General features: G+C 28.7%; 12 protein-coding genes. 9 read left to right on the top strand and 3 right to left on the bottom strand.

Annotated elements, in window-relative coordinates:
- Positions 1-2 precede the first annotated feature (2 nt).
- A complete protein-coding gene (locus tag MBORA_RS01415; protein WP_042693769.1) occupies positions 3-1,211 on the bottom strand; it encodes a DUF2264 domain-containing protein in 1,209 nt (402 codons plus the stop codon).
- 260 nt (positions 1,212-1,471) lie between these two features.
- On the opposite strand from MBORA_RS01415, the gene MBORA_RS10475 reads away from it, so the two are divergent.
- Positions 1,472-1,657, top strand: coding sequence for a hypothetical protein (locus MBORA_RS10475; RefSeq protein ID WP_156482686.1), 186 nt, complete (start codon positions 1,472-1,474; stop codon positions 1,655-1,657).
- Between the two features lie 300 nt (positions 1,658-1,957).
- Here the strand turns inward: MBORA_RS10475 and MBORA_RS10470 are convergent, their stop codons facing one another.
- Positions 1,958-2,107 carry a hypothetical protein gene (locus MBORA_RS10470; protein WP_155930822.1) on the bottom strand — a complete coding sequence of 50 codons (150 nt, stop codon included), beginning with the start codon at positions 2,105-2,107 and terminating at the stop codon, positions 1,958-1,960.
- Positions 2,108-2,302: 195 nt separating this feature from the next.
- Here MBORA_RS10470 and hacA point away from each other — a divergent pair, with 195 nt between their 5' ends.
- The 5 genes from hacA (at position 2,303) to mmp11 (ending at position 6,503) form a co-directional block, all read left to right on the top strand.
- The gene (gene hacA, locus MBORA_RS01410; protein WP_042693772.1) at positions 2,303-3,556 is read left to right on the top strand and encodes a homoaconitase large subunit; all 1,254 of its coding nucleotides are present in this window, start codon (positions 2,303-2,305) and stop codon (positions 3,554-3,556) included.
- Positions 3,553-4,032 (top strand): 3-isopropylmalate dehydratase small subunit, encoded by a 480-nt coding sequence (locus MBORA_RS01405; protein WP_063720126.1) that lies wholly within the window; start codon positions 3,553-3,555, stop codon positions 4,030-4,032. Before hacA ends, MBORA_RS01405 begins: the two co-directional genes overlap by 4 nt.
- Positions 4,007-5,014 carry an isocitrate/isopropylmalate family dehydrogenase gene (locus tag MBORA_RS01400; protein ID WP_063720125.1) on the top strand — a complete coding sequence of 336 codons (1,008 nt, stop codon included), beginning with the start codon at positions 4,007-4,009 and terminating at the stop codon, positions 5,012-5,014. Before MBORA_RS01405 ends, MBORA_RS01400 begins: the two co-directional genes overlap by 26 nt.
- 128 nt (positions 5,015-5,142) lie before the next feature.
- Positions 5,143-5,559 (top strand): 6,7-dimethyl-8-ribityllumazine synthase, encoded by a 417-nt coding sequence (ribH, locus tag MBORA_RS01395; protein WP_042693774.1) that lies wholly within the window; start codon positions 5,143-5,145, stop codon positions 5,557-5,559.
- A gap of 8 nt (positions 5,560-5,567) precedes the next feature.
- Positions 5,568-6,503 carry a methanogenesis marker protein 11 gene (mmp11, locus tag MBORA_RS01390; protein ID WP_042693775.1) on the top strand — a complete coding sequence of 312 codons (936 nt, stop codon included), beginning with the start codon at positions 5,568-5,570 and terminating at the stop codon, positions 6,501-6,503.
- Positions 6,504-6,516: 13 nt separating this feature from the next.
- Here mmp11 and MBORA_RS01385 read toward each other — a convergent pair whose 3' ends face one another.
- On the bottom strand, positions 6,517-8,220 hold the full coding sequence (locus MBORA_RS01385) for a glycosyltransferase (RefSeq protein WP_063720124.1): 1,704 nt from the start codon (positions 8,218-8,220) through the stop codon (positions 6,517-6,519).
- Between the two features lie 125 nt (positions 8,221-8,345).
- On the opposite strand from MBORA_RS01385, the gene MBORA_RS01380 reads away from it, so the two are divergent.
- The 3 genes from MBORA_RS01380 to MBORA_RS01370 are packed head-to-tail and all read left to right on the top strand — an operon-like array spanning position 8,346 to position 12,836.
- Positions 8,346-10,499: a Tex family protein gene (locus MBORA_RS01380; RefSeq protein WP_063720123.1), complete on the top strand. Its 2,154-nt coding sequence runs from the start codon at positions 8,346-8,348 to the stop codon at positions 10,497-10,499.
- Positions 10,500-10,554: 55 nt separating this feature from the next.
- Complete coding sequence (gene purE, locus MBORA_RS01375; protein WP_063720122.1) at positions 10,555-11,571, top strand: 5-(carboxyamino)imidazole ribonucleotide mutase; 1,017 nt, start codon at positions 10,555-10,557, stop codon at positions 11,569-11,571.
- Positions 11,572-11,579: 8 nt separating this feature from the next.
- Entirely contained in the window at positions 11,580-12,836 is a 1,257-nt protein-coding gene (locus MBORA_RS01370) for a UbiD family decarboxylase (RefSeq protein WP_042693780.1), read from the top strand.
- The last annotated feature ends 130 nt before the right edge of the window (positions 12,837-12,966 follow it).

The raw sequence follows: 12,966 nt of genomic DNA, 5'->3' as shown, positions 1-12,966 counted from the left end.
GTTTAAAAATCAATAGATTGATCTTTTTCTATTTTATGAGAATTCCATGCTTTTAGAGAACTCCATTCAGCAAATGGATTTGACCAAAACGAATCATTGAAATCTAAACCTAAAGCTAAAAATACAGAACAACAGAAGTAAAGACTTCCCGTATTAATATCACTTTCAGAAATATCTAACTGATTCCCGTTTAAACCAATTTTTAACCAACCATTTTCATCGAAGTTTTGATTATCTTGAAATTGAACTCTCAAAACTTTGGTTAAAGCAGATCTAACTTGAGCAGGATTAATATTTTTAGGTAAAATTTTTAATAAAGCTGATTGAGATAATAAATGAAAAATTCCACAACGATAAGATAAAGATTTGCCTATAAGCGGATAATTGCCATCAGAAGAAATCATTCTCTCTAATTGAGCTGCGTGTCTACTGGATCTCATTAGTTGAACATCTAAAAATTCTCCTTCAGAAATTCCATATTTCCTCATTATTATTAAAATATCATTAAGCATTGGATGAATAATTAAGCTATTGTAAAAATCCAAATTAAATTGTTCACCATCAGCATAAAAAGAATCACCTACATATAATTCATCTCTAAATTTTCGAACACCATAAACTAAACGTTCTTTATCACATTCACCAGTGAATTCTAAAAGAGCAGCTTCAATAATAGAAGTAAATAACAACCAATGATTTTCATAAGGAGCTATTATTCTAGTTTTTTTAAGTTCAGATATAATTCTAGCTTGAACATCCATTGGTAAATTTAACCAAATTTGATTTTTAGATCTAAGTAAACCCTGAGCAAATAACGCAACATCCATCAAAGATTGTTTAGGTTCAATAACAAAAATATAATCATTGTTTTTAGGATTAACAGCATTTGCAATAGCTTTAATAGTTAAATAAATATATTTCTCACGAATAATTCCTTCTTCAGAATCATCTGCCCCTAATTCTAACCAAGGAGAGATTCCATTAAAGACGCAGGCAAAAGCTTCAAGATAAACAAATTTTTGACCCTCTAAACTTGATGACTCATAAGGCATTTTTTTCTTAAGTGAACTTTTACTAAGGTTGTTTAAAACAGGAAAAGCTATTTTTTGTAATGTTGAAACCCAAAAAATTCTATCTTCCAAAATAGGAACTTCGTCTTCAATTAATGGTTTGTCCTTTTTTTTAAATCGTCCGAGAAATGAATTATTCATAGATAAATATTTTGTCGAAGCTAATATATAATTGATTTGGTATTTAAAAATTAATAGAAAAAGGAAAGATCAAACTTCCTTTTTATTTTATAGCAACAATCTTCACAGTTTTGATTATAGTTTTAAAGTATTTGTTTCCTGCAAATTTAACTGTTCCTTTGTATGTCCCTTTTTTGTTTAGTTTTACTTTGAAGGTTGTTTGTCCTTTTTTGTTGGTTTTTGCTGTGTATTTTTTACCTTTTATTTTTAAGGTTAATTTTGTGTTTTTGAGTACTTTACCTTTGTTGTCTTTTAAAGTTGCTGTTAGTTTTTTAGTTTCAACTTTTACTTTAAAAGTTTTTTTAACAGCAATTAATTTAGGAATAGCTTTTTTAACTACGATATTTGTATTAACAGAAGTTTTATCATATTTATTATCACCTTCAAAGTTAATAATTACTTTATAGATTTTTGGAGTTAACTTTGAAATATTGAATATGGCTTGACCTTTACTATTAGTTTTAAAATAATATTTATGGTTGGCAATTTAATAATAATATTTTTTTTATTTAAAAGATTATTATTAATGTCCTTAAAAGTAATTGTTAATAATTTATCCAGATTATAAACAAAAACAATACCATTTGTTATGAGTTTAGTAGTTATTTTTGGAGCTTAAAAAGTGAAATTCTTTTTAATAGATGAAAAAGCATAATCATCATCCCTGACATATTCAACTTCAAAAGAATAATTGCCTATTAAATCTTTTAAAATGATTTGGCCATTTTTATCCGTGTATTCATATGAATTACGATTATTTTAACTACTAGCAACTCAAAATCCTCTAAAGCATTACCTTTATCATCACTAAAAGTAATAATTATTCCATTAGGTATTAATAAATAAATTAATTTCATCTAATAATTTTTAATATAATGTAAAACTATTTTAATAAAATATATTTTAAATTAAATATTTATATTTAACTAGACCAGTAACATGTTAACTATCTTTATTTAATAAATTAGTAACACAAAAAATTGAAAATTTTATCAATAAATTATATATTTTATAAAAAATAAATTTTTATTATTATATAAGAGGTTAAAATTATGCCAACAATGTCTGAAAAAATATTAGGTAAAGCAACTAAAAAAAGTAAAGTTGAAGCTGGAGATATTGTTATATCAGATATTGACATTGCAATGATTCATGATTTAACTGGACCTCTTTCAATAGAATCTTTTAAAAAAATTGGAATTAAAAAAGTATGGAATTCATCAAAGATTGTTATACCTTTTGATCATCAAGTGCCAGCTGATTCAATTGATTCTGCTAATAATCATATAATTATGAGAAAATTTGTTAAAGAACAAAATATTGAAAATTTTTATGATGTTAATGCAGGAGTCTGTCATCAAATTCTTCCTGAATTAGGCCATGTAGTACCTGGAGAAGTAATTGTAGGAGCTGACTCGCATACTTGTACTCATGGTGCATTAGGAGCATTTTCAACAGGTATTGGTTCTACAGACATGGCTATGGTACTGGCAGAAGGAAAATTATGGTTTAAAGTTCCTGAAACAAACAGATTCAACATAACTGGTGAATTAAAAAATAATGTTTATGCTAAAGATGTAATTTTAAATATTATTAGCCAAGTAGGTGCTGATGGATCAACATACAAAGCTTGTGAATTTGCAGGAGAAACTGTTAGAGATATGAGTGTTTCTGACAGGATGGTTTTGTGTAATATGGCAATTGAAATGGGTGGAAAAACAGGATTAGTAGAACCTGATAACAAAACAATTGATTATATAAAAAATCGTTCAAATAAGCCTTATGAAGTATTTAAAACAGATTTAGACTCCCCATCCCTCAATATAATAGATATTGATGTAAGTGATTTGGAACCTCAAGTTGCTTGCCCTCATAATGTTGATAATGTAAAAACGGTAAATGAAGTTGACCAAGAGATTGACCAAGTATTTTTAGGATCATGTACAAATGGTAGACTTAGTGATTTAAGAGATGCTGCAAAAATATTAAAAGGCAAAAAAATATCTAATAAAACCAGAATGTTAGTTATTCCTGCATCTAGAGAAGTTTATTTAAATGCTCTTGAGGAAGGGTTAATTAAAATATTTGTAGAAGCAGGAGCTCTTGTATCTGCTCCATGTTGTGGGCCTTGCCTTGGAGGACATACTGGAATTATTGGAAATGACGAGGTAAGTCTTTCAACTTCTAATAGAAATTTTAAAGGTAGGCAAGGAAGCCATAATGCTAAAGTATATTTATCTTCTGCGGCAGTAGCTGCTGCTTCAGCTATTGAAGGTAGAATTGTAGCTCCTGAAGTGATATTATGAAAGGAAAGGTTTGGAAATTTGGAAATGATATTGATACAGACTTAATAATTCCTGGGAGATATTTAATTTATACTGATGAAAAAATATTATCTAATCATTGTATGGAAGGATTAGATAGTGAATTTAATAAAAAATGCAAAAAAGGAGATTTTATTGTAGCAGGAACCAATTTTGGTTGTGGATCTTCGAGAGAACATGCTCCTATTGCCATTAAAGGTCTTGGAATTGCATGTGTAATAGCCGAATCATTTGCAAGAATTTTTTATAGAAATGCAACAAATATTGGAATACCCCTTCTTGAGGCGCCAGGTATTACAAAACTTGTAGAAAATCAAGATGAAATCACAGTGAATATGGAAACTGGAATTATAACTACAAATAAGAATGAAAGTATTAAATTTAAAAAATTACCACAATTCATGTTAGAGATATTAGAAAAAGGTGGATTAATTGAGTACCTTAAAAACAAAAAATAAATATAAAATTGCAGTTATTCCTGGAGATGGAATTGGTAAGGAAGTAATGGAAGCCACAATCTCTGTTTTAGATGCATTAGATATTAATTTTGATTATAATTATGCTTTGGCTGGAGATGAATGTTATGAAGAAAAAGGAACTCCACTACCTCAAGAAACTATTGATATTATAAGAGAGTCTGATGCATGCTTATTTGGTGCTGCTGGTGAAAGTGCAGCAGACGTAATTGTTAAATTACGCCAAGAACTTAAAATGTATGCAAATTTAAGACCAATTAAAGCTTATCCAAGTACTAATTCATTATTTGATAATATTGACTTTATGATTGTCCGTGAAAATACAGAAGGGTTATATATTGCTGGCGAAGAAAAAGAAACTGATGATGGAGCAATAGCTAGACGTATTATTACAAGAGAAGCTGAAGAACGTATTATTAACTATGCATTTAAATATGCAAAAAATAATAATAAACATAAAGTAACAGCTGTTCATAAAGCAAATGTTTTAAAGAAAAGTGATGGATTATTTAAAAAAATTTTTTATGAAGTTGGTGAAAATTATCCTGACATTGAAAAAGAAGATTTTTATGTTGATGCAACAGCAATGTATCTTATTACCCAACCACAAAACTTCGAAGTTATTGTAACGACCAACCTTTTCGGAGATATTTTGTCTGATGAAGGAGCTGGTCTTGTTGGTGGTCTTGGATTAATTCCTTCCGCAAATATTGGTGAAAATGGTGCATTATTCGAACCAGTTCATGGTTCTGCACCTGATATTGCAGGTCAAGGAAAAGCAAACCCAATAGCTATGATGCTTTCAGCTATTATGATGTTAAGACACTTAGGTGAAAATGCTGCAGCAGATAAATTTGATGCTGCAATTTTAAAAGTTCTTAATCAAGGAAATGTTTTAACTGAAGATTTAGGTGGAAGTTCTAGCACTATGGAAATTACTTTAGAAATTAAAAAAAATTTATAGGTGAATTAAAATGAAAAAATTAAGTGGATTGCAACTTGCAGCACTATTTATCATAACTATTATGGTATTAAGTGGGGTTGCTGGATTTTTACTTATGGTATTTTATTAAATAAAAAGAGGTTATAATAATGGTAAAATATGAAATAGCAGCAGTAGTTGCTGAATTTAATTATGATATTACACAAATGATGTTAGAACTAGCTAAATCAGAAGCTGAAAATAGAGATTGTAAAATTACAAAAGTAGTTTCAGTACCTGGTGTCTTTGATATGCCGCTTGTAATTAAAAAATTATTAGAAAAAGGTGAATATGATGCAATAATCACATTAGGTGCAGTAATTGAAGGAGCAACTGACCATGATCAAATTGTTGCTCAACATGCTTCTCGTAAAATTGCAGATTTAGCTTTAGAATATAACACCCCAGTAGCTCTTGGAATTACTGGACCGGGTATGACTAGGTTAGATGCTCATAAACGTGTTAAAAATGCTAAAAGTGCAGTTGAAGCAGCAGTTAAAATGTGTAACAGATTAAATGAGATTTAGATGGTTAGATGGAAATTTTAAAACCTAATGAATTAAAAGAAAAATTTAATGACCCATGGATTGCTCCATATGAAAAAGTATTAACAATGGTTGACAACGATAAAGTAGAAATTGTCGAGTATCATCCATGCATATCTGGTTCCCATTGGTTATTAAATCAATACAAAAAGAATTCTAAATTAATTGATTCTGCTTATCGTGATGGAAATAAACATGTTTATTCCTGTCATGTAGGATGCAGTCTTTTAGATTTAAAAGCAAGTTTTAATGCTGCTGGAATTGAAGAAATCATTATTGATGGAGATGAAGTTAAAGTAACTCATTCAGGTCTTGCTGGAGCAGGTGTTGGAGCTGGAATGTGTAGAGGAATGGGTAAAGGTGTTAAATACATAGAACTTATTGAAAGTGGTGGAGGCTCAAAAGTTGGAAAAGCAACTGTAGTAACTCCCAAACTTGAAAAAGTAGTTATTGGTATTGATGATACTGATACTAAAGATGAAGGAGCTACTTGGACAATGGCACATAACTTAGGTGTTGAACTTGCAAAAGAAGGTTTTGAATATTTAGATCATATTATTGTTCAACTATATCCCCACAACCCACATAAAACCCAAAATTGTGTTTCAATTGCTCTTACTTTTGCAGTTGAAGAGTCTAAAAAAGAAGAACTAATAGCTAAAGTCATTGAAATTCTTAAAAGAGATACTTTATCTGATAAGACAGCAATAGCTATTTTAGAAGGACTTAGCATTCCTAAAGAATTAAGGGATTATTCAATAGCAACAAAGTCTGGAATGATTGATGTTAAAACTGCTGAAAAATTAGCGAGTGAATTAAATATTCCGTTAATTGCAATAACAGGAGAACAAGGGAAGGTTGGGGCTTTAGCTGCTCTTGGTCTTTACAATGATGTTGAAGAAGCTGTTAAAGCTTACGATGAATAATTTTTTTCTTTTTTTATTTAAAATTAATAAAATTACCGTTTCCAGCATTTATAAAGGTTTTGGTTGAAGTTATATTCTCATTTTTAAATAGTATTTTAACAGTTGAATTGTCATATTTAAAAGAAGTTTCATTAGTTTTATTATTATATTTAATAGTTTCAATGACTTCTCCATCAAATGCAATACTATAAGTGTTATTTTCTATAAATTTACCAGTAAAATTAGCTATTGAGGAATTATTAAGCATTATTTCAACGACTGAAGAATTTTGGTGTCTTTGGTTTATTATAAAGCTTTCAGCAAAGCTGAAATTATCTATTTTATGATTATGAAAAACTTGTGATCCTTCAAATGATTGAGTTAAAAGACTATTTTGAATAACATCCCCTACCTCTACATTTAATCTATTTTTAGCCTCAATTGGCACTCTCAACATGTTTGGTTCTCCATCTCTTGTTTGATTAATAGTGTATTCTTCCCCACTAATAATGAGCGTGTCATTTACACCAACACCTAAAGTAGCCATTGCATCGTATGGAACTCTTATCATGTCTGATTCATTTTCAATAGCTAAGTCCACAGTATATGGGCCTCTTACTGAAATGGTATTATTTGATGGTGAATCATCACCTGCATAAATAATTAAATTTCTTGAACTTGGTTCTATTGAAATTACCCCACCTTCAAAATGAGCTGCCCCAATGAATGTCGAAATCATTAATATTAAAATAATCATTGATATTATAAGTGAAAAATGAATTTTAATAAAAGACCTTATTAAATTACCTCTAGGTGTCTTTTTATACATTGAAATTGATTGTAAAATTACTTTTATAATATAATAAATAGCTATGATTATCCCAATAATCGAAATAATAACTCCAATAGATAAAGGAACAGGGTTTACAAAAAAGATAGTAAATAAACCCAAAATAATTAAAGATAATCCAACAACAGACATTCTAATAAAATAACCAATGTCATCGATCATCACAACCCTACCATACTTATTAGCTCGATCCATGATAGTTCTTACAACTTCATTAGCCATTAAATTTAAATCTTCAAGCGGAGACATATCATGCTCTATTGCACCAATATCCACCTCTAAAACAGAAAGACCTAAAACATCAGCATCAATAACAATACCAACATCAACACCATAATCTTTTTCAAAATTAATTCTTTTTAAAGCTTCTTTTTTCGCAGCAAATTGTCCACTTAATGGTTGTGCAAATGAGATTTCAGGAAAAAAATAATTAAGAAGGGGTTTTGCTGTTAGTTCTGTTACACGACCACTAGCTCGTGAAAATTTAGTTTTAGTAATATCTGCTTTACCTAATAATATCGGTTTAAGCATTTTATCAACTTTACTAGAAGTTAAATTATGAATATCTGCATCAATAAATGCTATAATATCACATTTTGCTTCTAAATAGCCAGTACATAGGGCTTCACCCTTACCTTTATTAGTATTATGATTAATTACAGTAGCTCCAGCTTTTTTAGCTTCTAATTCAGTATTGTCACTAGAACCGTCATTAACAACAATGATTTCATCAATATAAGAAACATTTTTAACAACTTCAACAACAGATGCAACTGTTTTTTCTTCATTGAAAGCTGGAATAATAACTGAAATTTTTTGATATTTTTTAGTTTTTTCAGTTTTTATAATAGCTAGTAAAAAAGTTAGTATTACAAGTAACCATGACAAATCAAATTCACCGCGAAGATTTAATATTATAATTATGTTTTTAAATATTATAAAAGTTTTAGTAAATAGATTTTTATTTAATTAAAATATAATAAAACATTTTATAAGATAAGAATTGTAATTTAATGATTGTTGAATCACTTCAAAAGGAACTAAATCTTAAAAAATGGCAAGTTGAAATGGTAATTAAATTAATTGATGATGGAAATACAATACCTTTTATTGCTAGATATAGAAAAGATGTTACTGGTTCATTAAATGATGAAATACTGAGAAAATTTGAGAATAGGCTTAAATATTTAAGAAATCTCAAAGAAAAAAAATCAAAAACCATAGAAAGACTTGATGAAATTAATAAATTAGATGATAATCTTAAAAAGCAAATTTTAAATGCAAAAACATTAGTTGAATTAGATGACATATATCGACCATTTAAAAGTAAAAAAAGAACAAGAGCAACTATAGCACGTGAAAAAGGTCTTGAAAAATTAGCTAATACTATTTTAAAACAAGAGATTAATGAAAGTATTTATAAAATAGCCGAAAAGTATATCAATATTGAAAAAGATGTTAAAAGTGTACAAAACGCTATTGATGGTGCTAAAGATATTATTTGTGAAATAATCTCTTATAATTCCGAATTTAGAAAAAAAATCAGACAAAATACATTTTATACTGGTAAAATTGAAACTAAAGCAAAAAATAAAGAAGATAGTAGTGAATATGAAATTTACTATAATTACTCAGAAAATCTAAAAAAAATACCTTCTCATAGAATTTTAGCAATTAATAGAGCTGAAAAAGAAGGAATAATCAAAGTTAAAATTCAATGCGAAGCTTCTGAAATAACAAATTATCTTAAAAGACATGTTTTAAAAAATATTTCTAAAATACCTGAAAAAATTGAATATAACCCACACACAACCTCAATTATTGAAGAATGTGTTTTAGATTCATATAAACGATTAATAGCACCTGCAATTGAAAGAGAAATTAGAAGTTACATTACAAAAAATGCAGAAAAAAGATCTATTAAAGTTTTTTCAAAAAATTTAGAACAATTATTATTAGAAAGTCCTTTTCCTGGAAAAACAATACTTGGTTGGGATCCTGCATTTAAAACTGGTTGTAAATTAGCTATTATTGATAAAACTGGAAAAGTACTAGAAACCTCATTGATATATCCTACAAAACCTCAAAAGAAAGTTAAAGAATCAATTAAAACCGTGCGTAGTTTAATTGAAAAATATGATATTGATGTGATTGCTATCGGTAATGGAACTGCTTCAAGAGAATCAGAGAAAATTGTAGTTGATATAATAAAAAATATGAATGTAGAGTATATTATTGTAAATGAAGCAGGGGCCTCAGTTTATTCTGCTAGTAAACTTGGAAGTGAAGAGTTTCCAGAATTAAATGAAGGTGAACGAAGTGCCATATCTATTGCAAGAAGATTACAAGACCCTTTAGCAGAACTTGTTAAAATAGAACCTAAATCCATTGGTGTTGGTCAATATCAACATGATATGAATCAAAAGAAATTAAATGAATCTTTAAGTAGTGTTGTTGAAAAAATAGTTAATGAAGTAGGTGTTGATTTAAATACTGCCTCTTATAGCTTACTTAATTATGTTTCTGGTATTAGAAGTTCAACTGCTAAAAATATTATTAAATATAGAGAACAACATGGTGGTTTTAACAGTAGATCTGAATTATTAAATGTAGAAAAACTAGGTAAAAAAACATTTAAACAATGTGCTGGTTTTGTAAAAATAAAAAACCCAAAATGCCCATTAGATAATACCATTATCCATCCTGAATCTTATAATATTACAATAAAATTATTAAAAACTTTAAATTACTCTCTTGATGATTTAGGATCTAATAATTTAAAATTAAATAATATTGATTTAGAAAAATTAGCTATTGAACTTGATGTTGGTGTTGAAACTTTAAAAGATATTATAAATGAACTTAAAAAACCTTGTCATGACCCTAGAGAAAATATGCCAAAACCACATTTAAGAAAAAACATATTATCAATAGAAGATTTAGAAAAGGACATGGTTTTAAAAGGAACTGTTAGAAATATTGTTGATTTTGGAGCATTTATTGATATTGGTGCTCATCAAGATGGATTAATTCATGTATCTCAATTAGTAGCCGATAAATTTGTAAAACACCCTCTAGACATAGTTAGTGTTGGGGATATTGTTGATGTAAAAGTTTTAGATATTGATTTAGCTAGAAATAGGATTCAATTATCGATGATACTTTAAATATTATAAAAACAAATAATGTATATAAAAATTATTTTTAAAGAAGGAATTTTAAATGACACCAAAAGTAATGATTATTCTTGGTAGTGGCTCAGATATTGCAATTGCTGAGAAAAGTATGGACATTCTTGAAAAACTTGAAATTCCATACAGCTTAAAAATCGCTTCTGCACATAGAACCCCTAATCTTGTACGTGAACTTGTAAAACAGGGGACTGATGCTGGAATTGAAGTTTTTATTGGTATTGCAGGTTTAGCCGCACATTTACCTGGTGCAATAACTGCTTTTACTCCAAAACCAGTGATTGGAGTTCCTGTTGATGTTAAAACAAGTGGTTTAGATGCACTAGAATCAATTATTCAAATGCCTTATCCTTCACCAATAGCAACCGTTGGAATTGACAGGGGAGATAATGGTGCAATATTAGCTGCACAAATTTTAGGACTTTATGATGAAGAAATACGTCAAAAAGTAATGAAATTAAGAGAGGAATATGCTCAAAAAGTTATCAAAAGTAATGCAGAAATTGTTCAAAAAATTGATAGAAAATATATTGTTAATGATTTTTTAACTGTTAAAAACCTTGAAAAAACTCCTGAAGAAGAAGAGAAATGTTGTTCTAAAAATGAAAATGCTGAAGTTGTTATTATTGTTGGTAGGCAATCAGACATAAAAGTAGCTAAAAATGTTACTGTTATATTGGATAGAATCAAAATTAGCTATGACATGAAAGTCCTCTGCCCAATAAGATCAAATAAAAAATTCAAAAGTTATATTAAATCAATGAACAATTCAAAGGTTTTTATTGGAATTAGTTCTAATTCTTCACAAGTTACCGGTGGTATTGTAGGACTTACAGATAGGCCAGTAATAGGGGTTCCTTGTGAAAATGAATCAGGGAATGATTATTTACTTACAACTGTAAATATGCCTCCAGGAGTTCCTGTTGCAACAGTTGGCGTTAATAATGGAAAAAATGCAGCAATACTTGCTGGTGAAATACTTTCAATTGAAAATCCAATGATCACCGAAATTTTGGGTAAGTTAAAAAATAAAAAGATTACTTTGTAGGGATTTTAATGAAAATTAATGAAGAAAATATAATTGAAATAACTGAAGAGCTTTCAAGTGAATATGAAGTATCTAAAGTCTTAAGTAAATATCCTAAAGATACCATTATTGTTAAAAATGTAAAAGACTTTGACATGCCAATCATATCTGGGATTTCAAATACAAGAGAAAAAATAGCTAAATCTATTAACTGTGAAGTATCTGAAATTACCAAAAGAATAATCGAAGCTATTGATAACCCAATTAAAGTAGAAAAATTCACAGATTTAAGTGAATATAATTCATCAAAAGTAGATTTAGATAAAATACCAATTTTAACTCATTATAAACGTGACGGAGGTAAATATATTACTTCTGGTGTTGTATTTGCTCGTGATCCTGAAAGTGGAATTCAAAATGCATCAATACATAGAATGATGGTGCTTGACAATGAAAGACTTGTTATTAGAATTGTTCCAAGAAACCTTTATACTTACTTTCAAAACGCTCAAAAATCTGGTAAAGACCTTGAAATTGCAATAGCTATTGGAATGGATCCTGCAATTTTACTTGCAAGTACTACTTCAATACCAATTGATTATAATGAAATGGATGTAGCTAATGCTTTTAAAAATGGAAAATTGGAATTAATTAAATGTGGTAATTTAGAAGTTCCAAAAGCAGATATTATATTAGAAGGTAAAATATCTGTAAAAGAAAATGTAGCTGAAGGACCATTTGTTGATCTAACTGATACTTATGATATTATACGTGACCAACCGGTTATTAATTTAAGTAAAATGCATATTAAAAAAGATAATCCTCATTATCATAGTATTTTACCTGCTGGATTTGAACATAAATTATTACAAGGCCTTCCACAAGAGCCAAGAATATTTAAAGCTGTGAAAAATGCTGTTCCTACTGTTGAAAATGTTGTTTTAACAGAAGGCGGTTGTTGTTGGTTACATGCAGTCATATCTATTAACAAACAAACTGAAGGAGATGGAAAAAATGCCATTATGGCCGCATTATCTGCACATCCCTCTCTTAAACATGCTATTGTTGTAGATACGGACGTGAACATATTTGATGCTGAAGATGTTGAATATGCGATAGCTACTCGTGTTAAAGGAGATAAAGACATTATGATTGTTCCAAATGTTAGAGGTTCTTCTCTTGATCCGGTGGCTGAAAGTGATGGAACTACTACTAAAATTGGAGTAGATGCTACAAAATCATTCAAAAGTTTAGATAAATTTGAAAGAGTTAGCCATTCAAGTTAATATTATAGTTTTAGACAAAAAATATTTATATTAAATGTGACTAAAATAGTAATATGAGTAGAAATGCTTATATTAATAAAGATATCCCACTTTCTAAAATTCATGAAGTTAAAGCTGATTTAAAGCATTA

It is taken from the genome of Methanobrevibacter oralis (assembly GCF_001639275.1).
Taxonomy (GTDB): Archaea; Methanobacteriota; Methanobacteria; order Methanobacteriales; family Methanobacteriaceae; genus Methanocatella; species Methanocatella oralis.
The sequence above is the reverse complement of the archived record's forward strand: the minus strand, read 5'-3'. Positions and strand labels throughout refer to the sequence as shown.